Raw genomic sequence first — 25,394 nt, 5'->3', positions numbered from 1 at the left:
ACGTTACTCGTTGTTTTACAAGGAAAAATACTTGGTCGCTTCACAGCGATTTGGTTTTACCGTAGAGGATGTCTGACAGCTTCTCAAGGCAAAGTTAGACGAATCGGTAATTCGCACAAATGTTCAAGTCGAGCTGTTGCACGCGTGCTCAAATTGCAGGAGTCACCGCATATTTGGACGAGGTTCGATGAACCGAAACGAGCTGCGTCGCCTCGACATGAACCTGCTGGTGGTATTCGAGGCATTGATGATCGAGCGCAACCTGACCCGGGTGGGGGAGAAGCTGTTCATCACCCAGTCAACGGTGAGTGCGGCGCTCGCCCGCCTGCGCGATCTGTTCGACGACCCGCTGCTGGTGCGCAACGGTCGGCAGATGGAGCCGACCCTGCGCGCCCAGCATATCTTCGAGGAACTGCGCCCGGCGATGGATGTCATCTCCAGCGCGGTCAGCCGGGCCAAGACCTTCGATCCAGCCAGCAGTACCAATGTCTTTCGTCTGGGCCTTTCCGATGATGCGGAGTTCGGCCTGTTCCCTGCGCTGCTCAATGCACTGCAGTGCGAAGCGCCAAATATCGTGGTGGTGGTGCGCCGCGCCAACTATCTGCTGATGCCGGCGCTGCTGGCCTCCGGGGAGATTTCCGTTGGCGTCAGCTACACCACCGAGCTACCGGCCAACGCCAAACGACGCAAGTTGCGCGATATCGGGGTCAAGGTACTGCGCGGTGACAATCGTCCCGGCCCGCTGACGCTGGACGATTACTGTGCTCGCCCGCACGCGCTGGTGTCGTTCTCCGGGGATCTGTCCGGCAACATCGATCGGGACCTGGAGCGCGTCGGGCGCTGCCGTCGGGTGGTCCTCGCCGTGCCTCAGTTCGGCAGCCTGCGCGCCCTACTGCGCAATACCGAGATGATCGCCACGGTGCCGGATTATGCGGCCTGCACGCTCGTCGAGGACGGTAGCCTGAGGGCCGACGATGCGCCTTTCGAGGTGAGCAAGGCGGAGCTGTCGATGGTCTGGAGCGGGGTCTACGACAACGATCCCGCGGAGCGCTGGCTACGCGAGCGCATTACCGAGTTCATGTTGGCCAGCCGGTGAGCATGAGTCTGCAAGAGTGCTGAGCGGGAGCGCCTGGGTGGTGGTTCAGCTTGTTTGGAGAGCGGGGCAGAAGAGGACGGATTTCAGTCGGACTTACCCGTATCAGGGTGCCGCGCAGACGCTGCTTATCCGTTGAGAGGTGTCGCGGCAGCAAAGGCCTTGGCAATTGCATCGATGACCACCCGTACGCGAGCGGTATGGCGTACGTCCTTGTGGGTAACCAGCCAGATGTCGTAAGGCGTGCGCTCGCGTTCGGGCCACAGACGCACCAGCCCGTCGCGCAAGCCCAGGGGTAGGGGGATTTCCCCGAGCCCGAGGCCTGCAGCTACTGCGCGCCGAACCATCAGGCCCGAGGTGCAGGTCATGGCGATTTGGCCCTGGTGGATCGGCTCGCCGGCAAGGGTTACTTCGCGCCCACTGTCCAGATAGGGCTGGTAGAGCACCAGGTCATGCTGGGCAAAGGCACTGCCAGGTGAGGGCGCACCGCGTGTTGCAAGGTAGTCGGCAGTGGCGAACAGGCCCGCACTCCAGCGGGCGATGCGCCGCACGATCAGGTCGGGGTTGTCCGGCTTGACGTTGCGCACGGCAATGTCTGCCTCGCGGCGAGCCAGGTTGAGCATCTGGTTGGAAGCCTGCAGCTTGACCTCGATGCCAGGATGTTCACGGCGCACGGCGGCAACGGCAGGAATCACGAAGTCGAGGGCGAAGGACTCGGTGGTGGTAACACGTACCTCGCCACTCATGCGTCCGTCCATGCCGAGGATCTGCCGCTGCAGGTCACTTGCCGAGTTCTCCATGTTCTGTGCCGCGGCCATCGCCACTTCGCCGGCAGCGGTCAGGCTGTAGCCGGCGGAGGTGCGCAGGAACAGGGTGGCGCCGAGAGCCTGCTCCAGCGAGGTCAGGCGCCGTCCGACTGTCGCCTGATCGACCCCCAGCACACGGGCGGCACCGCGCAATGTCTGTTCGCGGCACAGTGCAAGAAAGATGCGGGCGTCATCCCAGTTCATCGCGGGCTCCAGGCTGTGATGCAATTTTGCATTGGTGGTGTTTGATAACGCTGCGTTTATTCATGCGTCAAGCCTCCTATCATCGGCACAACGCTATCGATAGGCACCCCTCGTGGGTGCGAGGAGTCGTCATGAATGCTGGAGTAGGTTGCGTCGCGCCTTCGCGCGGCTCGCCGTGGCTGCCGATCTGGGCCGGACTGTGCGCCAGCCTGATCGGCATTGGCCTGGCCCGTTTTGCTTATACCCCGTTGATCCCCGCCTTGATCGACGCCCACTGGTTTTCCGCCTCGGCGGTGGTCTACCTCGGCGCAGCCAACCTCGCGGGCTATCTGCTCGGCGCCCTGGGTGGAAGGGCACTGGCTGCGCGTTGGTCGAGCGCGGGTGTGCTGCGGGCGATGATGGTGCTGGTCACCCTGTCTTTCTTCGCCTGTGCGGTACCGGTGTCCGTGGCCTGGTTCTTTGTCTGGCGACTGGCCTCCGGCATTGCCGGTGGCGTGATCATGGTACTGGCGGCGAGTGCGGTGCTGCCGCACGTGGCGCCACATCGCCGTGGCTTGGCCAGCGGGGCCATCTTTCTCGGCGTGGGCCTGGGCATTGCCGGGTCCGGCACTCTGTTGCCGTTGTTGCTGGCCCAAGGGCTGCTGCAGACCTGGGTGGGCCTCGGCCTGGTGGCACTTTTGCTGACCGCCAGTAGCTGGTTCGGCTGGCCCGCGGAGCTCCCGCAGGTCGCCGCAGGGAAGGGTGTGGCGGGGCGCTCGCCGGGTGTCTACCTACTGTTCGCCCAGTACGCGCTGATGGCGGTTGGTCTGGTGGCTCCGATGATGTTTCTGGTCGACTACGTCAGTCGCGGCTTGGGGGCTGATCCGCACACGGGTGTGCTGATCTGGATTCTCTATGGGGTGGGGGCGATTGTCGGGCCAGTGGCATACGGCTTTCTTGCCGACCGTTTCGGTGCGCGGGCAGCCATCCGCCTGGTGCTGGTGATCCAGATAGTCGCTCTCGGCATGCTGGTCGGTAGCGCGGACATGCGCGTGCTGGGTCTAGCGGCCGTGCTGATCGGCTCGTTCCCGCCGGGTATCGTGCCGCTGGCACTGGCGCGGGTGCACCAGTTGGTCACCGATCATCCGGGGCAGCATGCGACGTGGAGCCGCGCCACAGTCTCCTTCGCCACCTTCCAGGCGCTTGCCGGCTACGCCTATTCGGCTCTGTTCTCGGCCAGCGAGGGGCACTACGCCGTGCTGTTCATGGTGGCCGGCGCGGCGCTGCTGCTAGCTCTGGCATTGGAGGTGCCAGCCTTGCTGAGGGGTTTAGAAACTACCCGATAGTGGGTATTCGAGAATCAGGTAGACGCGGTCCAGGTCGGCACTGCCCTGGGCGGCGTTGGCTCGGTGCGATACGTGCGCCAGGCTCAGGGCCAGGTCGCGGGCCGGGCCGCTCTGCACCTCGTAGCGCAGGTCCAGATCGCGCTCCCAGTGGCGGCCGCCACGGCCCTGGCGCGGCAGGTCGGCGTAGAGCGCCTGATAGGCGCCGCCGGATGGGGCACGAGTACCGTCGATGCCGCTGCCGCGCACATAGCGGGCCGCGAGGCTGAGACCAGGCAGGGCCGGGCTCGTCCATTGATAGCGCAGCTGCCATGAGCGTTCTCCGGGACCGTTGAAATCGGCGTACTTGGCCGAGTTAGCCAGGTAGATGGAGTCGCCGCCGACGAAGTCGAAAGGCGTGTTGCCCTCCACCCGCTGGTAGCCCAGGCTCAAGCCGTGGTCGCCGAGTTTAAGGCTGCCGAGCAGGCTATAGGCCAGGGTATCGATGGCTCCGGCGCGTTCCGCGCCGCTGTCGCGGGTGCGGTACAGGTTGGCGTCCACGGACCAGCGGCCGAGGTGGGCGTTGAGGTTGGCATAGGCCTGGTCCCAGGCATCATCCAGACGCCCTGCATACAGCGCGCCGCCCCAGGCCGAGCTGGGTTTGGCACGGCGCAGGCCGGCCAGGCTGAGTCCGCCGTGGCGGGTAGAGGCGCCGTAGCCGGCGAAGTCGCCATGGGCCGTACTGGCATCCTGGTTCTTGAATGCGGTGAAGCGCCCGGCTTGCAGTAACAGGCCGTCCAGGGCGTGGCTGTCGAGCAGCCAGCCATTGGCATATTCGGGTTGCAGGCGTTTGTCGCCGGTATCCAGTAACGGAGTTTCCACCGTCATCTCGCCGTAGCGCAGGCGGTTCTCTCCCCAGCGCAGGTGTAGCGCTGCGCCAGCGCTGGCGTAGTTGTCTTCGGCGGTGCCACGGCTGTCCAGCGGAAGCAGCCCGGTACCGGCATGACCTCGACCACCATCCAGTTTGAGACCGAGGAATCCGTGGATCTCGCCGCCTAAGCCCAGCTCGCCGCGCCCGAATGGCTCACCGGAGGCATTGACGATGAAGCCCTGTGCCCACTCCTGCCGCAAACTCTGGTCAGGCTCATGCAACTCGTTGTGAAGCAGATAGTTGCGTGCCAACAGCGACCATTCGGCAGCCTGGGCTGACGTGCAGGCCAGCATGCAGGCCACCAGAGCAGCCATGCGGCTCATGCCGATGCACTTCGGTACAGCAGACGCTGCGCCACCAGTGGGCCGGGGCCGCTAATGGCGAGTCCGGCGTACAGCGCCAGCAGCAACCAGGCGAACTGACCCTGCTCCAGGCTCCACTCCGGATGTACCAGTACCAGCGATACCAGCAGTACGACCAGCACGGGCAGGCAGGCCAAGCGAGCAAACAGACCCAGCATCAATAGCAGTGGGCAGAGTACTTCGGCGAATACAGCGAGGCTCAGCGTCAGCTGCGCGCCCAGGCCCAGAGGGTCCTCGATGCGTAGCAGCTCGTCCTGCCAGTGGAGCAGCTTGGGCAGGCCATGTACCAGCAGCAGTATCAGTGCCGCGCCGATACGCATCAGTAGCAAGGCCCAGGCTTGCGGCGCGGGCAGTGTGTCAGTGGTGTGTGTGGACATGCTGGAGTTTTCCCGTGAAATGAATGGGCACTATCACCAGCCTGCCCGCTAGCGTCTTGCAGCCATGTGCTGTGTGCCGCGTAGTCGGGTTCCGTCGCTGCCGCCCGCGGGTCGGGGACAATCGAGCACATCCGTGCAATCCAGCATTGAGGGGCTCGCGGATAGTGGTGCCATTCAGTTAGAGGAGTGGTGTCCATGATCAACATGGCGTGGCAGGGCGGTGAAACGGTCAATCAGCGGCGCCTGCCTGCGCTTTCGGTGATCTGAGCCAATGGCCGTGGACAATGCGCAAGGCACCGTGGATTCGCCCTGGCAACCGCTGCGGGTGCGGGTGTTCCGTTGGCTGTGGCTCGCCAGCATCGCCTCCAATATCGGCACCTGGATGCACGAGGTCGGTGCCGGCTGGCTGATGACCTCGCTCTCGGCCAGCCCCCTGGCGGTGGCGCTGGTTCAGGTCGCTGGTGCGCTGCCGATCTTCCTGTTGGCGTTGCCGGCCGGAGCCTTGGCCGACATCGTCGACAAGCGTCGCTACCTGTTGGTTGTGCAGCTATGGATGGCCTGCGTGGCAATGGTTCTGGCGGTGTTGACCCTGACCGGGTTGATGACGGTGACGCTGCTGCTGACGCTGACCTTTGCCATGGGTATTGGCACGGCGTTGATGATGCCGGCCTGGTCGGCGCTGGCGCCGGAGATCGTCGCGCGCGATGAGCTGCCGGCGGCGGTAGCTCTGTCCAGTCTCGGGGTCAATGTGGCGCGGGCCATAGGTCCGGCGCTGGCAGGCATCCTGGTCAGCCTCAGCGGGCCCTGGCTGACCTTCGCCCTGAATGCCGTGTCGTTCTTCGCGGTGATCCTCGCCCTGTTCCTCTGGAAGCGTGCCCCAAGCGAGTCGGTGCTGCCGGCTGAACGGTTGTTTGGCGCTTTGCGTGCCGGTGTGCGTTATGCGCGTAGCGCGCGGCCGCTGCAGGCGGTACTGGTACGCACGGCGGCATTCTTTCTCGGCGCTAGCGCCGGCATGGCCCTGCTGCCGGTGCTGGTGCGCCGGGAGATGGCTGGCAGTGCGCTGGACTACGGCATCCTGCTCGGCTGTGTCGGCATCGGCGCAATAGGCGGTGCCATGCTGCTGCCGCGTCTGCGTGCGCGCTTTGGCGGCGACGCCACTGTGGCGGTCGCCAGCATCCTCTATGCCGGGGTTTTGCTGGGCATGGCCTGGCTACGTTCCTTCGTCTGGCTGGCGCCCCTGATGCTGCTCAGTGGCGCGGCCTGGATCGCCGTGCTGTCCAGCCTGCAGCTGGCGGCGCAGACCTCGGTGCCGGCCTGGGTACGCGCCCGCGCCCTGTCGGTGTACATCCTGGTGTTCTTCGGCGCTTCGGCCCTTGGTGGTATCGCCTGGGGGGCGCTGGCCAGCCATGTCTCGGTAACGGCGGCCTTTGCCGGCGGGGGAGCACTGCTTCTGCTCGGTATCGTTAGCCGCCATTGGTTTGCCTTACCGGCGACTCATGCCGATGACCTGTCGCCCTCCCTGCACTGGCCGGCGCCGTTGCTGGATGGTGCCCTGGACCGTGAGCGCGGTCCGGTGCTGGTCACCCTCGAATACCGCATCGCCGCCGAGCATGCCGAGGCATTTCGCCAGGCCATGCAGGATGTGCGACGCATGCGCCGGCGCAATGGCGCCATCTCCTGGGGGTTGGTGCAGGACGCCGAGGACCCTGACCTTTGGCAGGAGTTCTTCTTCGACGAGTCGTGGCTGGAGCATCTGCGCCACCACGGCCGTGTCACCCGTGCCGAGCAGCGCATCGAAGCGGCTGCTCGACGCTACCAGCAGGCCGACGTGCCGGTGCGTATTCGCCACCTGCTCGCCGCCCCGCGAACTTGAAGTGTCATCCACCAAGCGAGAAAGGAGATTCAACCATGTCCACCCCCTACAAGCGCCTGAACAAGGACGATGCAGTTGTCCTGTTGGTCGACCATCAGTCCGGACTGATTTCCCTGGTCCAGGACTTCACCCCCAGCGACTTCAAGAACAACGTGCTGGCGCTGGGCGCCGTGGCCAAGTTCTTCAACCTGCCGACCATTCTCACCACCAGCTTCGAGCAGGGACCGAACGGTCCGCTGGTGCCTGAACTCAAGGAAATGTTCCCGGATGCGCCCTACGTCGCCCGCCCCGGACAGATCAACGCTTGGGATAACGAAGACTTCGTCAAGGCCATCAAGGCGACCGGCAAGAAGCAAATCATCATTGCTGGTGTGGTGACCGATGTGTGCGTTGCGTTTCCGACCCTGTCGGCGCTCGCTGAAGGTTTTGACGTGTTCGTGGTGACCGACGCCTCCGGTACCTTCGACAAGACCGTGCAGCAGGCTGCCTGGAATCGCATGAGTGCTTCCGGTGCGCAGTTGATGAACTGGTTCAGCGTAGCGTGCGAGCTGCACCGCGACTGGCGTAATGACATCGAAGGGCTGGGCAGCCTGCTGTCCAATCACATCCCCAACTACCGCAACCTGATGACCAGCTATTTCACCCTGATCGGTAAGTAAGCGGGCGGGGGCGTCAGCATCCTCTCGCAATCAGCCTGCGGCCCCTCCTGCCTGCCGCCACTGGCTCGGCGGCACGCCGGCAAGGCGGGCGAATACGCGGGAAAAATGCGCCTGGTCGGCGAAGCCGCATTCCTGAGCGATGTTGGCGATTTTCAGGTCGCTGAGCAGCAGTTGCCTGGCCCGTGCCAGGCGCTGCTGTGTCAGCCACTGATGCGGTGACATGCCGGTGCTGCCATGAAAGGCACGTGAGAAGTGGCAGCGGGATTTGCCGCACTCGCGCGCCAGATGAGCGATGGACAACCCGGTATTGAGGTTGGCGGCAATCAGCTCCTTGGCTCGTCGCTCTTGGCTGGGCGAGAGGCGCTCGATACCGGCTCCCGGCAGATTTTTTTGTGTGCAGTCAGTGAGTGATTGCAGTAGCTCGCGAGCGCTCATCCGTTTCTCCTCCCTCTTCATGAGATGAGGCTGTGGATGCCCAATGCTGAGCGGTGACCACCGGTACGCGCTAACTCCATGGCGTACGCAAGCGAGCGTCTCCGGGCCTACCGGCCTTTTGAGCGACTCCACAGCATGGGAACGATGATGAGGTTCCATGCGTGCGTGGGAAACACGAACGAGGGGCCGGCAGCTGCCATGTAGGGGCCCTGAACGGTCAACAGAAAACTCAGCCGAACTGGTGGCGGTATTGCGCCGGGGTCAGGCCGAGTCGCTCGCTGAACAGCAAGCGCATGCAACGCACGCTGCGGAAACCGGCGTGGTAGGCGACCGTCTTGAGAGGAAGCTCGCTGCTCTCAAGCAACTGTCGGGCTCGATCGATACGGGCGCTGTGCACGAACTCACGCGGAGTCATTCCCGACTCGCGGGCGAATATGCGGGCGAAGTGGCGGGTACTGACGCCGGCGACCCGGGCCAGGCACTCTACGCTGAGTTCCTGCTCCAGGTTGTCCAGCACATGCTGCTGGGCGCGTGCTACCGGCGAGTCCTCCTTGGCAACTTCGGCCAGCAGCGGGCTGAACTGGGCCTGGCCGCCCTGGCGCTTCATAGCTACCAGCAGCACCTTGGCGACGTCGATGGCAACCTGCTTGCCATGGTCCTCGGCGAGGATCGCCAGGGCCATGTCGATACCGGCGGTGACACCGCCAGAGGTTAGTAGCGCACCGTCTTTGATGTAGATCTGGTCGCCGACGACCCGGGTGTTGGGGAAGCGCTGGCTCAGGCGCTCGATATAGTTCCAGTGGGTGGTGACCTGGCGCCCGTCGAGCAGTCCGGCCTCGCCAAGGATGAAGGCCCCGGTGCAGATCGATGCATGGCGGCGAGAAGCCTGTGCTGCACGCAACAGCCAGGGCAGCAGATCGTTGTGTCTCTTGTTGTAGGCACTTGGCCCGCCGGGGATTAGCAATAGGTCGAAGGCCTCGGGGGCCTCGGCGAGCAGTCGGTCGGCGACCAGACTCAGGCCGTTGGAGGCACGGACCGTCTTGTCGGTAGTGCTGATGGTGACTATTTGATAGTGCTCGTCAGGGGGCAGGTAGCGGTTGGCGACCGAAAAGACTTCCAGTGGCCCGGCCACGTCCAGCATCAGCACATCGGGGAAAAGAAGGATCGCTACGCTCTTCATGTTCGTTGCTGCATCGGGTTTGGCTATCGAAAGAGTCAGGATAGCGGACTCTCATCGCTAGCGCATGCCACGTGCTAGAGCCTTCGCACCGGGATGGCCGGTGCGAAGGTGATCAGGCTAGAAGGCGAAGCAGGAGCAGCCGAAGGCCCCCCAGAAACCCTGGAAATCGCTGATCGGCACCGAGGACTGGCGCGCCCGCTCATGGCTGTGAGCATGTACGGCACAGGCGCCGACGCATTGGTGCACTTGCGCCACCAGGGGCGAGTTGGGCCGCCAGTGCCCGGGTACCTTGGCCACCGGTGACCAGTCTGGCAGCACCGGAGTAGGTGGCGGTGCCAGCTTGTCGAACTCGCCGGCACCGTAGACCACCTTACCGCCGACCACGGTGAGTACCGACTCGATCCACTTGATGGCTTCTTCCTCGACGCTGAAGAAATCCGCCGACAGGGCGATCAGGTCCGCCAACTGGCCGACCTTGATCTGGCCCTTTTTGCCTTGCTCGCTGGAGAACCAGGCACTGCCGTGGGTGAACAGCTGCAGTGCGGTCTCGCGTGGCAGGCCCTGCGGGTAGAGCTCCAGACCACCAACGGTCTTGCCACTGACCAGCCAGTACAGCGAGGTCCAGGGGTTGTAGCTGGATACACGGGTGGCGTCGGTACCGGCGCCTACCGGTACGCCTTCGGCCAGCATGCGCTGGATCGGCGGGGTCTTCTCGGCTGCCTGCTTGCCGTAGTGATCCACGAAATACTCGCCCTGGAAGGCCATGCGGTCCTGGATGGCGATGCCGCCGCCCAGGGCACGCACGCGCTCGATGTTCTTCGGCGAGATGGTCTCGGCATGGTCGAAGAACCATGGCAGGCCGTTGAACGGGATATCGCGGTTGACCTTCTCGAACACGTCGAGCATGCGCGAGATGGATTCGTCGTAGGTGGCGTGCAGGCGGAATGGCCAGCGCTGCTCGACCAGATGGCGTACCACCGGCTCCAGGTCGCTTTCCATGGTCGGCGCCAGGTCCGGGCGCGGTTCGAGGAAATCCTCGAAGTCGGCCGCGGAAAACACCAGCATCTCGCCAGCGCCGTTGTGGCGGAAGAAGTCGCTACCCTGGCCGTACTGCACCGAGCCGGTCCAGCGCTTGAAGTCGTCCAGTTCTTCCTTGGGCTTTTGGGTGAACAGGTTGTAGGCGATGCGGATGGTCAGCTGGTCGTCCTTGGCCAGTTGCTCGATCACCTCGTAGTCGTCCGGATAGTTCTGGAAGCCGCCGCCCGCATCGATGGCACTGGTCACGCCCAGGCGATTGAGCTCGCGCATGAACTGACGGGTCGAGTTGACCTGATACTCCAGAGGCAGCTTCGGGCCCTTGCTCAGGGTCGAGTAGAGGATCATCGCATTGGGGCGCGCGACCAGCATGCCAGTAGGCTCGCCATTGGCGTCGCGAACGATCTCGCCGCCGGGTGGGTTGGGGGTGTCCTTGGTATAGCCAACCACACGCAGAGCCGCGCGGTTGAGCAGGGCACGGTCATACAGGTGGAGGATGAACACAGGGGTGTCTGGTGCCGCTTTGTTCAGCTCCTCCAGCGTCGGCATGCGCTTCTCGGCAAACTGGAACTCGTTCCAGCCACCGACCACGCGGACCCACTGCGGTGTCGGCGTGCGATCGGCCTGCTCCTTGAGCATGCGCAGGGCGTCGGCCAGAGACGGCACGCCTTCCCAGCGCAGCTCCAGGTTGTAGTTGAGGCCGCCGCGGATCAGGTGCAGGTGCGAGTCGTTGAGTCCCGGCACTACTGTGCGTCGTTGCAGGTCGATGACCTGGGTGGCGCTGCCACGCAAGGCCATGACCTCGGCGTCGCTGCCGACGGCCAGGAAGCGGCCGTCCTTGATGGCGACGGCGGTGGCGGTGGGTTTCTCGCGGTCTACCGTGTGCAGGCGACCGTTGTGCAGAATCAGATCAGCATTCATGGTATTTCCCGTTGTGCTGGCGAAAGAGGAACCGGCGCTGCCGGCAAAGGGAAGGGCGGCCCACAGCATGCCTGCGGTGCCGAACATCGAACTGGTGGCCAGGAACTTGCGGCGGCTCTGGTCGGGGTTGTCCTGCGTCATGTCGTTCTCCAGGCCCTAGCGGGCATTCAGCCAGTCGGAAAACCAAGCGGTGACCCTGGGCATGAGCAGATAGACCACCAGCAGCACGATACTCAGCGTGATCAAGACGTTGCTCGCCAGGTAGCCGCCCAGCCAGGGCACTGCGGCAAAAATCGGCTGCCATAGCAGGGGAATCAGCAGGCTCAAGGGCAGAATTACCAGGTAGGTGATGCAAGCCTGCTTCCAGCGCGGCGGCGGACTGGTGATGGTGCCCGGGTTGAACCAGAACTCACGGTCCGGGTGCAGCGCCAGGTCCTCGACATCCGCCAGCAGAGGGGTGACTTCCTCGATCAGGGATCGGCGCTCGGTCGAGCCCAGCCAGTCCTGCAGCCGAGTCGCGCCTGAGAAGCGCAGTACGCTGGTGAACAACGCCAGGCCTTCCTGCTCGCTGCGCATCACGTCGACGCCCAGATGCCCAGGGTAGCCCTGGGCCGCCTGAACGATACGTCGTAACCAGCGTTCGTAGGGTTCGTCCTGACCGCGTCGGACGCGGTGACGAATCAGCAGGGTGACCACTTCATCGGTGTTTTCCGCGTCCATCGTCCCGTCCTTATTGCAGGTGCTGTTTCAGCTCGAGGCCTGCCTGGCGCATGGCGGTGTGCACGGCCGGTACATGAGCGAGCGGATTGAGCAGACCGTAGTCATGGATCATGCCGTTGTAGCGCACCGCGCTGACCGTCACGCCGGCGGCGTCCAGCTTGCGTGCATAGGCTTCGCCTTCGTCACGCAGCACGTCGAACTCGGCGGTCTGGATCAGCGCCGGCGGTAGGCCCTTGAGCTGTTCGGCGGAGGCGCGCAGCGGCGAGGCATGAATGTCGGCACGCTGTTTCGGGTCGGTGGTGTAGCTGTCCCAGAACCACTTCATCATGTTGCGGGTGAGGAAGTGGCCCTCGGCGTACTGGCTGTAGGATGCAGTCTCGAAACTGGCGTCGGTCACAGGCCACAGCAGCAGCTGGAAGCGCAGCTTCGGCGTGCCGGCTTCTTTTGCCTTCAAGGCAACCACGGCAGCCATGTTGCCGCCGACGCTGTTGCCGGCCACGGCCAGGCGCGAGGCGTCCACATTCAGATCCTTGCCATGCTCGGACACCCATTGGGTCGCGGCGTAGGCCTGGTTGATGGCGGTCGGATACTTGGCCTCCGGCGACGGCGTGTAGTCCACGTAGACGGCCACGGCGCCGGAGTTCACCACCAGGTCGTGGATCAGACGGGCGTGGGTCGGATAGTCGCCGAGTACCCAGCCACCACCGTGGAAGAACATGAACACCGGCGGGGTGCCTTGTACGCCTTCCGGGCGGACGATGGTCAACTTGAGCGGCTTGCCGTCGGCCTGGATGGTCTTTTCCTCGACCTGAGTGCCGGCCAGGTCGACCTTGACCGAGGCCTGGGCGCCGACCAGTACTGCACGGGCGTCTTGTGGGCTGAGGGTTTCCAGCGGCTTGCCGCCGCCGGCGGCCAGAGCTTCGAGGAAGGCCTGGGTATTGTGTTCGACGCCGGGGCTGCCGGCGGCGAGAGCCTGGCCGGTAGCCAGGGCGAACAGGGTGCTTAGCAAGGCGAAACGAGGCATCTTCTTAATCCTTCAGTCGACCAGCGTCAGGGTGATATCGATGTTGTTGCGCGTGGCATTGGAGTAGGGGCAAACGATGTGCGCGCGCTGGATCAGCTCTTCTGCTGCCTCGCGAGCCAGCCCCGGCAGGCTGATGCGCAGCTCCACCTCGATGGCGAAGCCGGTGGGCACCACGCCGATACCAACCACGCCCTCGATGGAGGCGTCGGCCGGCACGCTGAGCTTGTCGCGCATGCCGACGAACTTCAGGGCGCCGAGGAAGCAGGCCGAGTAACCAGCAGCGAACAGCTGTTCGGGGTTGGTGCCTTCGCCTCCTGCACCGCCCAGCTCCTTGGGCGTGGTCAGGGCGACGTCGAGTACGCCGTCGGAGGACACAGCGCGGCCGTCACGGCCGCCATAGGCCTCGGCATAGGCGCGGTAGAGCACTTTTTCGATGGACATGGCGAATCTCCAGGGCGGCGCCGAGCGGTTAAGCCCGGCGCGGAGCGATCAGTGGCCTTCGGAGGCGTTGAACATGGTCTTGGCGTAGATCAGGCCGAGGCCGTAGGCACCGCCGTTGGCGATGGCGGTCTTCACGGTCTGGTCATAGGTTTCGCCACGGGCCCAGTCGCGTTGCAGTTCGAGCAGGTACTGCAGCGAGGTCATGGGGCGCGCGCCGAGCTGGATCATGCGCTGCATGGCCATCTCGTGAGCCTCGTCCGAGACGTCGCCACAGGCGTCGGCGATGACATAGACCTCGAAGCCCTGGTCCAGCGCCGACAGCGCCGGGCCGACGATGCACACCGAGGTCCACAGGCCGGCCAGCACGATCTTGTTCTTGCCGAACTTGTTTACCTCTACGGCGATACGCGGATCTTCCCAGGTGTTCATGCTGGTGCGGTCGATCACGTTGTGCTCGGGGAACACCGACTTGATTTCGTCGAAGATCGGTCCGGAGAAGCTCTTCTCGGCAACGGTGGTGAGGATGGTGGAGACACCGAATTCCTTGGCGGCCTTGGCCACCAGAGCGGCGTTGTTGCGCAGAGCGACTGCGTCGATGGACTTGGTGGCGAAAGCCATCTGCGACTGGTGATCGATCATGATCAGGGTGTGATCGAGTGGGCTGAGCAGGGTTTTGCCGGGAACAGCGGAAGCGGTGGCCATGATGAGGCTCCTGAACGGATGAAAGGAGCATCGAGTGTCGCGCCGTAGCCCGCTCAGCTATTGCACCGACGTGCCGCTTTTGCACTGGCGTGCGCAAAAGAAAACGCCCCGCTCTAGCGGGGCGTTTGGGATGCAGCAGGGGGCGACGGTGAAAGGTCGTGCCCGCCTAGCCGGTTACTGCTGGACTTTCAGGTCCAGCGACAGGTCGCGGGCGGCCTTGGTGGCGAGGATGCCCATCAGCTGGCCGATCTCGTCCTGGCGGCTGGCGCTGGCGCCGTTGCCGGAGGCTCCCATCATCACGCCGGGTACAGGCGCTCGGGCGGCGGCTTCGGCCCAGACCTTGTTGATGGCGACCAGGGCATCCAGCTTGGGCTGCAGGGCACCGTCCGCCTCGATCACGGCCTTGCGTGCATAGGCTTCGGCGTCGGCGGTGATCTTGGTGGCGTCGGCGGTGATCGCCGCCTTGTCACGCAGCAGTTCGGCGGTCTGCTTCTCGATCTCGGCGCGGCCTTTCTCGCGTTCGGCGTTGATGATCGCCAGCTGCTTCTCGGTCTCGGCCTGGGTGGTGCGCTCGATCTGGTCGCGCAGGGTTTCCTGGCGGCGGGCTTCCACTTCCTTCTCACCGCGGGCGGTAACCAGCAGCTTCTCTTCCTCTTCTTTCAGGCGGTTTTGCCGGGCCACGGCCAGCTCGGCCAGGGCCTGCTGGACCTTGACCATGCGCTGCTTGTACTGCGGATTGGGATCGACGTTGGTGATGCGCGCCTCGACCACCTCCACGCCGTACTTGCGAAACTGCTGCTGCTTGCGCACCGGGATGCCCTTGCTGTCGACTACCTTCTCGGTAACGAACTGGCTGACGTTGTTGTCGCCGAAAGTGCCTTGCTCGGTGCCGGCCTGGAGGATCGCGGTCTGGCTTGGCTGGTGACCGCGAGGGCCACGGATTTCCTTGCGCTTGATCAGGTACAGGCCGTCGTTGAGCTGGTTCTCGAACTCGGCGGCGAATTCGCTGCGCGCACCGGCGTAGAAGTCGTCGGCACTCATCAGCGAGGCGGTGGCCTGCAGGGTTTCCTTGATGGCGGGCACCAGGGCGGTCTTGATGAAGTTTTCCGGGTTGCGGTACTCCTGCGCGATCTTCAGGAACTGCTCGCCAGCGGGCAGGCGAAAGCGCGCCGAGGACTCGACCTTGGCGTCGACGTTGCCGAGAAAGACGATGGGGAAAGCCTCGATGGTGGCACCGAGCGAGTCGTTGTCGCTGCTGTCGTCGATGGCCAGCGCCTCGGTCAGCACCGATTGCACGCTGAGAGCTTTCTTCCACGGCGTGGCGCGGCCGAACCACTTGGTGGCGTAGCCGACGTCGTCGACCACTTTCTCTTCGCCGAAGATGGTCCGCACATGAGTGGCGAAACCCGCTTCGTTATAGAAGAACACGCCGTTGAAGGTGGCGAAGCCGATGGCGGCCACCAGTACGGGCAGGCCGATGTACTTGAACAGGGAGAGTTTGCTGGGAGTGTCGGCGGGGAGTTGCATGCTTCGTCCTTGACTGCGGGAAAGGTCGTGCATGCTGCTCAGCGCCTAGTGGGGCGTCAAGTGGCACATGGCCGCCATGTGCGCAAGTCGGCGCTGTTACCACTGCCCCTTGAGGGCGCGGCGGACGGCGTTGCGCACGTTGTCCGGGTAGTTGCGATCCATGTACCAGAGCTCGGCGCTGTCGCTGACGGTCAGGCCGCGCTGCCAGGGCGGCAGGTTGGTGCGCATCAGCAGGATCACGTCGCTGCTGGCCCAGGCGTGGCGGTACCAGTAGTGATGGCCGGCGATGTCGAAGCCGCGTTCGGCCTGGTGGCTGGAGACGTCGAGCAGCGTGACGTTGTCCAGGTGCCAGTCGTGGGTGAAGTGGTGCAGGCTTTCCTCGGCTCGGCTGCTGCCGATGCGCGCCCCGCCGGCCATCAGGCGGCGGGCGTACTCCAGGGCATCGTCGCGGTCGGAGAGGGTGATCAGCACCTGTTCGGCGAGCCGGCTGATGGCGGATAGGCGTTGCTCGAACAGTTCTTCGGGGACGTCGCCGGCGGCGAATACCACCGCGCCGACTCGGTAGTGCTCCTTGAGTTGCCTGGCATTGAGGCGTGGATGGCGGTTCTGCAGTGTCGGCAGGGCCAGCGAGGCGACGCGGGCACCGGCGCTGTAGGCGATCAGATTGATGCGTTCGGCGTTGGTATGCCGTGCCAGCAGCTCGATCAGGCTGGCCAGTGCGGCCTGGGAATCGCGTGCGCGCCGCACATCGGTGCCCGTCAGGTAGCTGAGGATGTTCTGGTGCGATGGCCAGGAGAAGGCCACGCCAACGAAGTCGCGGCCGGCGAAGTGGACGATTTCGCCCATCAGCTCGCAGGCGTTGGCGAAGTCCACCTTGGCACCGTGCACGTAGATGATGATTTCCTTGTCGCGCGCCTTGGCCAGTTCGAAGTTGATGGCGTCGACATAGGCCTGTTGCGCCGCGTTCAGCTGTGTCGGTAGCGGTGTGGCGAGGTCCAGCTGGCTGAGGTTTTCCACGCGCGTGAGCGCCAGGGGCAACTCGCGCTCACGTATTTCGCTGATCGAAGCCTGATACAGGTCAGGCCAGTCGTCATCGGGCACGCCCAGTTGCACGCTGGCGCGGCCAAGATGCAGCTCGTTGCTGATGGCGTTACCGAAGGCGGCGCCACTGCGGCCGCGATTGCTGGCATAGAAAACCGCCACCGGTGGCACTCGCTCGGCCTCGGGCAGGTGGGCGAAGGGGTCCACCGCCGCCTGTTGGTAGATCACCGGGGTGTTCATCAGCGTCAGTGGTGTCGTGCCGGCACAGCCGGCCAGCAGCAGGAAGAGAAGCGACAGGGCGCGAAATGGCATGGGCATGCGTGCTCTTGACCGACGGTATATGGGGGAAGTCTTGCAGCACTGCACAGCGACCGCCAGCAGATTGCCCAGAGACTATTACACTGATTCGCAATGCCGCCTGCTTGACAGGCTCTCACCGGGTTGGAGCGCAAGGAATGGGCTGGTCAACGCATCGCTATCGACAATATTCCCTAGGCCTGCTGCTCGCCGGGATAATCGGCTCGGCGCAGGCGGACGAGGCGGCGCAGCGCTATGGCTGTTTGAAGCCGATTCGTCTGGCGCTGCTGGCCAACGTCATCGTCTATCGCGACGGCAAAGGCTTGGATCCGGACATGATCGCCGAGCTGCAGCGGCGTACCGGTTGCGTCTTCGAGCCCCGTCTGATGCCTCGTGCCGTCACCTGGGATGGGCTGGCCGATGGCAGCCTGGACATGGTCACCAATGGCGTACCCAACGAGCAGCGGCGCCAGCAGGCTTTCTTTATCCCCACGCTGTTCTACCGCAACAAGCTGATCGTGCCGGCAGCGCTGGCGCCGCAGATTGTCAGCTTCAGCGATTTCCAGAAAATTCCGGGAGCGCAATTCGGCACGGTGCGCGGCTACTGGAACGGCCCTTATTTCGAAGGCACGGTGCGTATGCTCTACAGCCAGGGGCGAGTACGTGAATACCCTAACGATAGTGCGCGCTTCGCTGCGCTACGCAGCGGCGAAGTCAGTGCGCTGATTGCCCATGACATCAATCTGAATCTAATGCTGCCGGCAGACGAGCGGCTCGACTATCGGGTGCTCGATCTCAACCCAGGGCCTTCTCTGGCCGTTGGTTTGCTGTTGTCGCGGCGTACGTTTACCGCGCCGCAGGCGTCCGAGTGGTTGCGTCTGCTGGAGACCATGCGTCTGGATGGCAGTCTGGCTGCTCTGGTGCACACGCACATGCCGGCGCATCTGGTGGAGGAATTTCTGCGTAGTGGTTATCGCTATGAAGTGAGCAAGAGGGGTGGCACACAATGACGGCGTCCTCGCGTGGAATTCCCCTGCAGGTGCTGATTGCGCTGGCGATCATGGTCAGCACCCTGACGCTCGGTGGTGCGCTGGCCTGGCAGGGCTATCGCGGCATTCAGCAGGCGCTGGTAGCGGCGGCGGGCGACTCGGCGAAACAGCTCAGCCAGGCAATCAATGAACGTGCCAGGCGGCTGATCGACCCGGCGCAGAGCTCGATCCGCCTGCTGGCCTACGATCCCGTCTCGCGGGCAGACAACCTGCCGCAGCGCCTGGAACGTCTGCCGCTGCTGGTGGAAAGCCTGGCCTCCAACAAGATGCTCAGTGCCGCCTATGTCGGCTATCCGAATGGCGAGTTCCTGCTGGTGCGGCGCATGCGCGATGCCAAGTTGCGTGAGAAATTCGCGGCGCCGAAGGGCACTGCCTACCTGGTGCAGAGCATCACCCTGGCTGATGCGGGCAGTTATCTAGGCGAGTGGCGTTTCTATGACCGTGAACTCGGGCTGCTCAAGTCCGAGATCAAGGCGGACTACCGCTTCGACCCACGTACCCGGCCCTGGTTTACCGATGCGATACAGCGCTCCACCACGGTGCTGACTACCCCCTATGTGTTCTTCACCACCCGACAGATCGGCCTGACGCTGGCTCAGCGCAGCATTGACGGTGCCGTGGTGCTGGGCCTCGATACGGCGGTGGATGACCTGGCCAGCGAGACGCAGGATATGCGCATGACTCCCGGCACCGAAATTGCCGTGGTGGACGGCAAGGGTACCGTGGTGGCCTACCCGGATTTGCAGCGAGTGATGATTGCCGAGGGGGAAGGGCTGCGCCTGTCAAGGATTGGGGAGCTGGGTGTGCCCAGCCTCCTTCATGTTTTTTCCGAGGACAGGCTGGGCTCCACGCCGGGTCTTTTTCAGGTGGATGGGCAGGCCTGGTATGGCATGCGCATACCGCTGTCGAGCTTCGGCCAGCAGGATATGCAGGTGTTGATCGCCATTCCGGCTGCGGAGCTGTTGGCCGGAGCGCGCAAGGTTCTTTTCGAGCAGACCCTCTGGGCTGCGGGGTTGATCGTCTTGTTGTTGCTGATCGGTTGGGCGCTGGGGCAGCGCATCGGTCAGCCGCTGCGGATGCTGGCCGATCAGGTGCAGGCCCTGGCCAACTTCGACTTCGGCCGCGAAGTAGGGGTGCGCTCGCGGGTCACCGAGGTGGGCGAGCTGAGCCATGTGTTGTCGCGTATGTCCGGCACCATCCGCAATTTCCAGTCGATCACCCTGACCCTGAGCCGCGAGACGCAACTGGACAGCATGCTTGGCGGCGTGCTGCAGCAGTTGGTGGAGGCCACCGGAGTGTCCGGCGGCGCCGTCTACCTGCATGACGATGACAGCGGTCTGTTGCGCCTGGCCGCCGAGTGCCGTGGGTTGGGTTATCCGGCGGAGCTTAAGCTGGCTGCCAACAGTCACGAAGGCCTGGCCGCCGCCGTCGCGCGGGTGCTGGAGATGCGCGGCCATTGCATGGCCGTGGCGCTGAACGATCGCAGCCACGAACTGCTCGGCATCCTGGTACTGCAACTGGAAAGCGAACATGAGCAGGACGATGTGCGCCAGCCGTTCCGCCGCTTCGTCGAAGAGCTGTCCGGCGCCGCGGCCGTGGCCATCGAGACCCGCCAGCTGATCGAGGCCCAGCAACGCCTGCTGGACGCCATCATCAAGCTGCTGGCCGACGCCATCGACGCCAAGAGCCCCTACACCGGGGGGCACTGCGAACGGGTGCCGCAGCTGGCGCAAATGCTGCTGGACAAGGCCGTGCGCGCCAACAGCGGGCCCTATGCCGACTTTGCCATGAGCCCCGCCGAGCTATACGAGTTCCGCATCGCCGCCTGGCTGCACGACTGCGGCAAGGTCACCAGCCCCGAATATGTGGTGGACAAGGCGACCAAGCTGGAGACCCTGTACAACCGCATTCACGAAGTGCGCATGCGCTTCGAGGTGCTCTGGCGCGATGCCATGATCGATTACTGGCAGGGTATCGCCAGCGGCGGTGACCAGGAGTCCCTGCAACTGACTCTGGAGCGCTGCCAGGCCGAACTGCAGGACGAGTTCGCTTTCGTCGCCAAGGCCAATATCGGCGGCGAGTTCATGGCTGACGCGGATGTCGAGCGCCTGCAGCAGATCGGCCAGCGCCGTTGGCTACGACATTTCGACAATCGCCTGGGCCTTTCTTACGACGAGAGCGAGCGCTTCGCCGAGGTGCCCAGGGTGCCGTTGCCGGCAGAAGAGTTTCTGCTGGCCGATCGTCCGGAGCACCTGGTGCCCTGGGGCGAGCGCAAGCCGCCCGTGGCCAAGGACGACCCACGCAATATCTGGGGCTTCGACATGCGCCTGCCGGCCAATGCCTACAACTATGGCGAGCTGTACAACCTGGGTATTCGCCGCGGCACCCTCAATGAGGAGGAGCGCTTCAAGATCAACGAGCACATCGTGCAGACCATCATCATGCTCAGCACTTTGCCGCTGCCACGCCAGCTCAAGCGGGTGCCGACCATTGCCGGCAACCATCACGAGAAGATGGATGGCACTGGTTATCCACGTCGCCTGAGCAAGGACGACATGAGCATTGCCGAACGGGTCATGGCCATCGCCGACATCTTCGAGGCGCTGACCGCCGCCGACCGCCCGTACAAGGCGCCCAAGAGCCTGTCCGAGTCGGTCAAGATCCTCGCCTTCATGGCCCGCGACAGTCACATCGACCCGCAGTTGTTTCGCCTGTTCCTGACGAGCGGGGTGTACCGCGATTACGGCGAGAAATTCCTCCACCCGGAACAGATAGACGAAGTGGATATCCAGCCCTGGCTGGAGATGGTCGACGGCGTCTAGTGGGCCGGGGCGCATAGGCGCACGCATAGGTTGGGGGAGGGCTGCCTCGTTCAGTGGCATGAGCGAGGCAGGGAGGGGTCTCAGTCCAGTTCGAAGGGGGCCTGGTGGAAACCGCTGGCATCCACCTGCAGCGCCCAGCCCTGCTTGTCCCAGTCGCCGAGGACGATGCGCCGCGCCGCTTCGCCGTCCACCTGCAGTTCATGGGTGGCCGGGCGATGGGTATGGCCGTGGATCAGGGTGTGTACGCCGAACTCGGCCATGATCCGTGGCACTTCCTCGTGGGTCACGTCGACGATCTCGCTGGCCTTCATGCGAGTCTGCGCGCGGCTCTCGTTGCGCAGCTTGCGCGCCAGCTTGTGTCGGGTAGCCAGTGGCAGGTTGCGCAGGATGAACAGGCTCAGCGGATTGCGCAGCCAGCGGCGCAGCTTCATGTAGCCCTTGTCGAGCGTACAGAGGCTGTCGCCGTGCATCAGCAGTACAGACTCGCCGCCCAGTTGGACGACGCTTGGATCACTGAGCAGGGTGCAGCCGGCCGCGCGGCAGAAGGCGCGGCCGATCAGGAAGTCGCGATTGCCGTGCATCAGGAAGATACGCGTGCCGCTGTCGCTCAGCTCGCGCAGGGCACGGGCGATTTCCTGCTGGAAGGGCGACATGCCGTCGTCGCCGATCCACACCTCGAAGAAGTCGCCAAGGATGTACAGGGCTTCGGCCTCACGGGCGCGGGTCTGCAGGAAATGCAGAAACGCCCGGGTGATGTCCGGGCGTTTCTCTTCCAGGTGCAGATCGGAGATCAGCAGAATCATCGAATTACTCGACGATTTCGGCTTTCTCGATGATCACGTCATCCACCGGCACGTCCTGGTGACCAGACTTCATGGTGGTGGCCACGCCCTTGATCTTCTCGACCACGTCCATGCCCTCGGTCACCTGGCCGAACACGGCATAGCCCCAGCCCTGCATGGTCGGCGCGGTGTGGTCGAGGAAGCCGTTGTCGGCGACGTTGATGAAGAACTGCGCGGAGGCCGAGTGCGGGTCCATGGTACGGGCCATGGCGACGGTGCCGACCTTGTTGGAAACACCGTTGTTGGCTTCGTTCTTGATCGGGGCGCGGGTGGATTTCTGCTTCATGCCCGGCTCGAAACCGCCACCCTGGATCATGAAGTTGCTGATCACGCGGTGGAACACGGTGCCGTCGTAGTGGCCGCTCTGCACGTATTCCTTGAAGTTGGCCGTGGTTTCCGGGGCCTTGTCTTCGAACAGTTCCAGGGTGATGACGCCGTGGTTGGTATGCAGCTTGATCATGGAAAATTCTCTCGAATTCGGGCAAAGCGGGCAGGGCGGCGGCGTGTTCGCGCCAAAAGGCCACTCCCGGTCGCTTTGCGGCTGTCAGGGGGTTGACGGGTTGGGTATCATACGGGCTTTGTCTTGACCGGCCTACCCTGGGGCGAAACCGCCACGGGCCGCGAGCCGCGCACCTCGAAGCTAAGGACACCATGAGCAAGCCCACCGTCGAAAAAGCCGCCAACTTCCTGCGTCCCGTCGTACAGGCCGACCTGGACAGCGGCAAGCACGCCAAAGTCATCACTCGCTTCCCGCCGGAGCCCAACGGCTACCTGCACATCGGGCACGCCAAGAGCATCTGCCTGAACTTCGGCCTGGCCCAGGAATTCGGCGGCGAGTGCAACCTGCGTTTCGACGACACCAACCCGGCCAAGGAAGACCAGGAATACATCGACGCCATCAAGGCCGATGTCGAGTGGCTGGGCTTCAAGTGGGCTGGCGAGGAACACTACGCCTCCGACTACTTCGACCAGCTGCACGCCTGGGCCATCGAGCTGATCGAGGCCGGCAAGGCCTTCGTCTGCGACCTCAATGGCGAGGAAATGCGCGCCTATCGCGGCAGCCTGACCGAACCGGGCAAGCACAGCCCGTTCCGCGAGCGCAGCGTTGAGGAGAACCTCGACCTGTTCGCCCGCATGAAGGCCGGCGAGTTCCCCGACGGTGCTCGTTCGCTGCGCGCCAAGATCGACATGGCCTCGCCGAACATCAACCTGCGCGACCCGATCCTCTACCGCATTCGCCACGCCCATCACCATCAGACTGGCGACAAGTGGTGCATCTACCCCAGCTACGACTTCACCCACGGTCAGTCGGACGCCATCGAGGGCATTACCCACTCCATCTGCACCCTGGAGTTCGAGGATCACCGCCCTTTGTACGAGTGGTTCCTGGCCAATCTGTCGGTGCCGGCGCAGCCGCGCCAGTACGAATTTGCCCGCCTCAACCTGAACTACACCATCACCAGCAAGCGCAAGCTCAAGCAACTGGTGGATGAGCAGCACGTCGCCGGCTGGGACGACCCGCGCATGTCGACCCTCTCCGGCTACCGTCGCCGTGGCTACACCCCGGCCTCGATCCGCACCTTCTGCGACATGATCGGCGTCAACCGTGCCGGCGGCGTGGTCGATATCGGCATGCTGGAATTCGCCATCCGCGAGGACCTCGACGCCAACGCTGCGCGCGCCATGTGCGTGCTCAAGCCGCTCAAGGTGGTGATCACCAACTACCCGGAAGGGAAGGTCGAGAACCTCGAGCTGCCGCGCCATCCCAAGCAGGACATGGGCGTGCGCGTGCTGCCGTTCAGCCGCGAGATCTTCATCGACGCCAGCGACTTCGAGGAAACCCCGCCGGACGGCTTCAAGCGCCTGATCCCGGGCGGCGAAGTACGCCTGCGTGGCAGCTACGTGATCCGCGCCGACGAGGCGATCAAGGACGCCGCCGGCAATATCGTCGAGCTGCGCTGCTCCTATGACGAGAACACCCTGGGCAAGAACCCCGAGGGCCGCAAGGTCAAGGGCGTGATCCACTGGGTGCCGGCCGCCGAGAGCGTCGAGTGCGAGGTACGCCTGTACGACCGCCTGTTCCGCTCCGCCAACCCGGAGAAGAGCGAAGAGGGCGGCAGCTTCCTCGACAACATCAACCCGGATTCGCTGGTGGTTCTGCAAGGTTGCCGTGCCGAGCCGTCGCTGGCCAACGCCGCTGCTGAAGAGCGCTTCCAGTTCGAGCGCGAGGGCTACTTCGTCGCCGACCTGAAAGACACTCAGCCGGGCAAGCCGGTGTTCAACCGTACCGTCACCCTGCGCGACTCCTGGGGGCAGTAAATGGCACTGAGCATTTACAACACCCTGAGCAAGACCAAGGACGCCTTCCAGCCGCTGGAAGGCAACAGCGTGCGCATGTACGTGTGCGGCATGACCGTGTACGACTTCTGCCATATCGGCCACGCCCGCGTGATGGTCGCCTTCGACGTGGTCACCCGCTGGCTGCGTCAGCGCGGCTATGACGTGACCTACGTGCGCAATATCACCGACATCGACGACAAGATCATCAAGCGTGCGGCCGAGAACGGTGAGCCATTCGAGGCGCTGGTCGAGCGCATGATCGCCGCGATGCACGAGGACGAAGGCCGTCTCAACGTGCTTCGCCCGGACATCGAGCCGCGTGCTACCGGCCATATCGCCGGCATGCACGAGATGATCCAGACCCTGATCGACAAGGGTTATGCCTATGCCCCGGGCAATGGCGACGTGTACTACCGCGTCACCAAGTTCGAAGGCTACGGCAAATTGTCCCGCCGCAAGATCGACGAGCTGAAGATCGGCGCGCGTATCGAGGTCGACGAAATCAAGGAAGACCCGCTGGACTTCGTGCTGTGGAAAGGCGCCAAGCCGGGCGAGCCGAGCTGGGATTCGCCCTGGGGCAAGGGCCGGCCGGGCTGGCACATTGAGTGCTCGGTGATGTCCACCTGCTGCCTGGGCGAGACCTTCGACATCCACGGCGGCGGCCCGGACCTGGTGTTCCCGCACCATGAGAACGAGATCGCGCAGAGCGAGGCGGCCACCGGCAAGCTCTATGCAGCCAGCTGGATGCACGCCGGCGCGGTGCGCGTGGACGGCGAGAAGATGTCCAAGAGCCTGGGTAACTTCTTCACCATCCGCGAGGTGCTGGAGAAGTACCACCCCGAGGTGGTGCGCTACCTGCTGGTGTCCAGCCACTACCGCAGCCCGATCAACTACTCCGAAGACAGCCTCAAGGAAGCCAAGGGCGCCCTGGAACGCTTCTACAACGGCCTGAAAGGTCTGCCGCAAGTGGCACCGGCTGGTGGAGAAGCCTTCGTCGAGCGCTTCGGCGCAGCGATGGACGACGACTTCAACTCGCCGGAAGCCTGCGCCGTGCTGTTCGAGATGATCCGCGAGGTCAACCGCCTGCGTGAGTCTGACGAACAGGCCGCCGCCGGCCTGGCCGCCCAGCTCAAGCAACTGGCTGGCGCGCTTGGTGTGCTGCAGCTGGAGCCGGATGCTTTCCTCCAGGCCGGCGCTGCCGGCAAGGTCGATGCCGCCGAAGTCGAAGCCCTGATCGCCGCGCGCCTGCAGGCGCGTGCCGACAAGAACTGGGCAGAGTCCGACCGTATCCGCGACCTGCTCACCGCCATGGGCGTGGTGCTGGAAGACGGCAAGGGCGGCACCAGCTGGCGCCTGGCCGAGTAAGGGAGGTGTCGGTACTGAAAAGGCCGCGCTCGGGCGGCCTTTTTCAT

General features: G+C 64.1%; 22 protein-coding genes. 8 read left to right on the top strand and 14 right to left on the bottom strand.

What is annotated here, in order from left to right; translation table 11 throughout:
• Positions 1-187: 187 nt before the first annotated feature.
• On the top strand, positions 188-1,096 hold the full coding sequence (locus tag AYB31_RS04470) for a LysR family transcriptional regulator (RefSeq protein ID WP_068826188.1): 909 nt from the start codon (positions 188-190) through the stop codon (positions 1,094-1,096).
• A gap of 125 nt (positions 1,097-1,221) precedes the next feature.
• On the opposite strand, the gene AYB31_RS04465 is transcribed toward AYB31_RS04470, so the two are convergent.
• Positions 1,222-2,103: a LysR family transcriptional regulator gene (locus tag AYB31_RS04465; RefSeq protein WP_068826187.1), complete on the bottom strand. Its 882-nt coding sequence runs from the start codon at positions 2,101-2,103 to the stop codon at positions 1,222-1,224.
• Positions 2,104-2,234: 131 nt separating this feature from the next.
• Between AYB31_RS04465 and AYB31_RS04460 the strand changes: the two genes are divergently transcribed.
• The gene (locus AYB31_RS04460) at positions 2,235-3,428 is read left to right on the top strand and encodes a YbfB/YjiJ family MFS transporter (RefSeq protein ID WP_068826185.1); all 1,194 of its coding nucleotides are present in this window, start codon (positions 2,235-2,237) and stop codon (positions 3,426-3,428) included.
• Here AYB31_RS04460 and AYB31_RS04455 read toward each other — a convergent pair.
• Both AYB31_RS04455 and AYB31_RS04450 read right to left on the bottom strand, forming a co-directional pair.
• Positions 3,411-4,658, bottom strand: a complete 1,248-nt coding sequence (locus tag AYB31_RS04455) for an OprD family outer membrane porin (protein ID WP_068826184.1) — start codon at positions 4,656-4,658, stop codon at positions 3,411-3,413. The two genes, AYB31_RS04460 and AYB31_RS04455, sit on opposite strands and share 18 nt — an antisense overlap.
• The gene (locus AYB31_RS04450; protein WP_068826182.1) at positions 4,655-5,074 is read right to left on the bottom strand and encodes a DoxX family membrane protein; all 420 of its coding nucleotides are present in this window, start codon (positions 5,072-5,074) and stop codon (positions 4,655-4,657) included. The genes AYB31_RS04455 and AYB31_RS04450 overlap by 4 nt, the downstream gene beginning before the upstream one ends.
• A gap of 271 nt (positions 5,075-5,345) precedes the next feature.
• Here AYB31_RS04450 and AYB31_RS04445 point away from each other — a divergent pair, with 271 nt between their 5' ends.
• Positions 5,346-6,947, top strand: a complete 1,602-nt coding sequence (locus tag AYB31_RS04445; protein WP_068826180.1) for an MFS transporter — start codon at positions 5,346-5,348, stop codon at positions 6,945-6,947.
• 35 nt (positions 6,948-6,982) lie between these two features.
• A complete protein-coding gene (gene ycaC, locus AYB31_RS04440) occupies positions 6,983-7,606 on the top strand; it encodes an isochorismate family cysteine hydrolase YcaC (protein WP_068826179.1) in 624 nt (207 codons plus the stop codon).
• A gap of 30 nt (positions 7,607-7,636) precedes the next feature.
• Here the strand turns inward: ycaC and AYB31_RS04435 are convergent, their stop codons facing one another.
• From AYB31_RS04435 to AYB31_RS04395, 9 genes are all read right to left on the bottom strand, one after another.
• Positions 7,637-8,041, bottom strand: a complete 405-nt coding sequence (locus AYB31_RS04435) for a helix-turn-helix domain-containing protein (RefSeq protein ID WP_082805194.1) — start codon at positions 8,039-8,041, stop codon at positions 7,637-7,639.
• A 229-nt stretch (positions 8,042-8,270) separates the two neighbouring features.
• Positions 8,271-9,221 carry a GlxA family transcriptional regulator gene (locus tag AYB31_RS04430; RefSeq protein WP_068826177.1) on the bottom strand — a complete coding sequence of 317 codons (951 nt, stop codon included), beginning with the start codon at positions 9,219-9,221 and terminating at the stop codon, positions 8,271-8,273.
• 117 nt (positions 9,222-9,338) lie between these two features.
• Positions 9,339-11,177, bottom strand: a complete 1,839-nt coding sequence (locus AYB31_RS04425; protein WP_162492999.1) for an amidohydrolase — start codon at positions 11,175-11,177, stop codon at positions 9,339-9,341.
• Between the two features lie 156 nt (positions 11,178-11,333).
• A complete protein-coding gene (locus AYB31_RS04420; RefSeq protein ID WP_068826171.1) occupies positions 11,334-11,897 on the bottom strand; it encodes an antibiotic biosynthesis monooxygenase in 564 nt (187 codons plus the stop codon).
• A gap of 10 nt (positions 11,898-11,907) precedes the next feature.
• Positions 11,908-12,921 (bottom strand): alpha/beta hydrolase, encoded by a 1,014-nt coding sequence (locus AYB31_RS04415; RefSeq protein ID WP_068826169.1) that lies wholly within the window; start codon positions 12,919-12,921, stop codon positions 11,908-11,910.
• 12 nt (positions 12,922-12,933) lie between these two features.
• Positions 12,934-13,362: an organic hydroperoxide resistance protein gene (locus AYB31_RS04410; RefSeq protein WP_068826167.1), complete on the bottom strand. Its 429-nt coding sequence runs from the start codon at positions 13,360-13,362 to the stop codon at positions 12,934-12,936.
• A gap of 48 nt (positions 13,363-13,410) precedes the next feature.
• Positions 13,411-14,064, bottom strand: a complete 654-nt coding sequence (locus tag AYB31_RS04405; protein WP_068826165.1) for a hydrolase — start codon at positions 14,062-14,064, stop codon at positions 13,411-13,413.
• Between the two features lie 174 nt (positions 14,065-14,238).
• The gene (locus AYB31_RS04400) at positions 14,239-15,591 is read right to left on the bottom strand and encodes an SPFH domain-containing protein (RefSeq protein ID WP_068826163.1); all 1,353 of its coding nucleotides are present in this window, start codon (positions 15,589-15,591) and stop codon (positions 14,239-14,241) included.
• Between the two features lie 96 nt (positions 15,592-15,687).
• Entirely contained in the window at positions 15,688-16,950 is a 1,263-nt protein-coding gene (locus AYB31_RS04395) for an alpha/beta hydrolase (protein WP_068826161.1), read from the bottom strand.
• 137 nt (positions 16,951-17,087) lie between these two features.
• On the opposite strand from AYB31_RS04395, the gene AYB31_RS04390 reads away from it, so the two are divergent.
• Together AYB31_RS04390 and AYB31_RS04385 are read left to right on the top strand one after the other, a co-directional pair.
• Complete coding sequence (locus AYB31_RS04390) at positions 17,088-17,939, top strand: substrate-binding periplasmic protein (RefSeq protein WP_068826159.1); 852 nt, start codon at positions 17,088-17,090, stop codon at positions 17,937-17,939.
• Positions 17,936-20,800: an HD domain-containing phosphohydrolase gene (locus AYB31_RS04385; RefSeq protein ID WP_068826157.1), complete on the top strand. Its 2,865-nt coding sequence runs from the start codon at positions 17,936-17,938 to the stop codon at positions 20,798-20,800. Before AYB31_RS04390 ends, AYB31_RS04385 begins: the two co-directional genes overlap by 4 nt.
• Before the next feature lie 80 nt (positions 20,801-20,880).
• On the opposite strand, the gene lpxH is transcribed toward AYB31_RS04385, so the two are convergent.
• Positions 20,881-21,603 (bottom strand): UDP-2,3-diacylglucosamine diphosphatase, encoded by a 723-nt coding sequence (gene lpxH / locus AYB31_RS04380; RefSeq protein WP_068826155.1) that lies wholly within the window; start codon positions 21,601-21,603, stop codon positions 20,881-20,883.
• A 4-nt stretch (positions 21,604-21,607) separates the two neighbouring features.
• Positions 21,608-22,102: a peptidylprolyl isomerase gene (locus AYB31_RS04375; RefSeq protein WP_068826153.1), complete on the bottom strand. Its 495-nt coding sequence runs from the start codon at positions 22,100-22,102 to the stop codon at positions 21,608-21,610.
• A 191-nt stretch (positions 22,103-22,293) separates the two neighbouring features.
• Here AYB31_RS04375 and AYB31_RS04370 point away from each other — a divergent pair, with 191 nt between their 5' ends.
• Together AYB31_RS04370 and cysS are read left to right on the top strand one after the other, a co-directional pair.
• Positions 22,294-23,961, top strand: a complete 1,668-nt coding sequence (locus tag AYB31_RS04370) for a glutamine--tRNA ligase/YqeY domain fusion protein (RefSeq protein WP_068826151.1) — start codon at positions 22,294-22,296, stop codon at positions 23,959-23,961.
• Positions 23,962-25,347, top strand: coding sequence for a cysteine--tRNA ligase (gene cysS / locus AYB31_RS04365; protein ID WP_068826150.1), 1,386 nt, complete (start codon positions 23,962-23,964; stop codon positions 25,345-25,347).
• Positions 25,348-25,394: the final 47 nt, after the last annotated feature.

This window comes from Pseudomonas sp. BMS12 (assembly GCF_001592875.1).
Lineage (GTDB): Bacteria > Pseudomonadota > Gammaproteobacteria > Pseudomonadales > Pseudomonadaceae > Aquipseudomonas.
This window is presented reverse-complemented; position numbering and strand designations above follow the sequence as displayed.

Excerpts from the sequence above, each read along its gene's own strand:
- AYB31_RS04465 (WP_068826187.1), bottom strand. The coding sequence starts at position 2,103 with ATGAACTGGGATGACGCCCGCATCTTTCTTGCACTGTGCCGCGAACAG.
- AYB31_RS04395 (WP_068826161.1), bottom strand. The coding sequence starts at position 16,950 with ATGCCCATGCCATTTCGCGCCCTGTCGCTTCTCTTCCTGCTGCTGGCC.
- AYB31_RS04385 (WP_068826157.1), top strand. The coding sequence starts at position 17,936 with ATGACGGCGTCCTCGCGTGGAATTCCCCTGCAGGTGCTGATTGCGCTG.
- AYB31_RS04445 (WP_068826180.1), top strand. The coding sequence starts at position 5,346 with ATGGCCGTGGACAATGCGCAAGGCACCGTGGATTCGCCCTGGCAACCG.
- AYB31_RS04405 (WP_068826165.1), bottom strand. The coding sequence starts at position 14,064 with ATGGCCACCGCTTCCGCTGTTCCCGGCAAAACCCTGCTCAGCCCACTC.
- AYB31_RS04455 (WP_068826184.1), bottom strand. The coding sequence starts at position 4,658 with ATGAGCCGCATGGCTGCTCTGGTGGCCTGCATGCTGGCCTGCACGTCA.
- AYB31_RS04410 (WP_068826167.1), bottom strand. The coding sequence starts at position 13,362 with ATGTCCATCGAAAAAGTGCTCTACCGCGCCTATGCCGAGGCCTATGGC.
- AYB31_RS04425 (WP_162492999.1), bottom strand. The coding sequence starts at position 11,177 with ATGAATGCTGATCTGATTCTGCACAACGGTCGCCTGCACACGGTAGAC.
- AYB31_RS04375 (WP_068826153.1), bottom strand. The coding sequence starts at position 22,102 with ATGATCAAGCTGCATACCAACCACGGCGTCATCACCCTGGAACTGTTC.
- AYB31_RS04370 (WP_068826151.1), top strand. The coding sequence starts at position 22,294 with ATGAGCAAGCCCACCGTCGAAAAAGCCGCCAACTTCCTGCGTCCCGTC.
- AYB31_RS04430 (WP_068826177.1), bottom strand. The coding sequence starts at position 9,221 with ATGAAGAGCGTAGCGATCCTTCTTTTCCCCGATGTGCTGATGCTGGAC.
- cysS (WP_068826150.1), top strand. The coding sequence starts at position 23,962 with ATGGCACTGAGCATTTACAACACCCTGAGCAAGACCAAGGACGCCTTC.
- AYB31_RS04415 (WP_068826169.1), bottom strand. The coding sequence starts at position 12,921 with ATGCCTCGTTTCGCCTTGCTAAGCACCCTGTTCGCCCTGGCTACCGGC.
- ycaC (WP_068826179.1), top strand. The coding sequence starts at position 6,983 with ATGTCCACCCCCTACAAGCGCCTGAACAAGGACGATGCAGTTGTCCTG.
- AYB31_RS04435 (WP_082805194.1), bottom strand. The coding sequence starts at position 8,041 with ATGAGCGCTCGCGAGCTACTGCAATCACTCACTGACTGCACACAAAAA.
- AYB31_RS04400 (WP_068826163.1), bottom strand. The coding sequence starts at position 15,591 with ATGCAACTCCCCGCCGACACTCCCAGCAAACTCTCCCTGTTCAAGTAC.
- AYB31_RS04450 (WP_068826182.1), bottom strand. The coding sequence starts at position 5,074 with ATGTCCACACACACCACTGACACACTGCCCGCGCCGCAAGCCTGGGCC.
- lpxH (WP_068826155.1), bottom strand. The coding sequence starts at position 21,603 with ATGATTCTGCTGATCTCCGATCTGCACCTGGAAGAGAAACGCCCGGAC.
- AYB31_RS04420 (WP_068826171.1), bottom strand. The coding sequence starts at position 11,897 with ATGGACGCGGAAAACACCGATGAAGTGGTCACCCTGCTGATTCGTCAC.
- AYB31_RS04460 (WP_068826185.1), top strand. The coding sequence starts at position 2,235 with ATGAATGCTGGAGTAGGTTGCGTCGCGCCTTCGCGCGGCTCGCCGTGG.
- AYB31_RS04470 (WP_068826188.1), top strand. The coding sequence starts at position 188 with ATGAACCGAAACGAGCTGCGTCGCCTCGACATGAACCTGCTGGTGGTA.
- AYB31_RS04390 (WP_068826159.1), top strand. The coding sequence starts at position 17,088 with ATGGGCTGGTCAACGCATCGCTATCGACAATATTCCCTAGGCCTGCTG.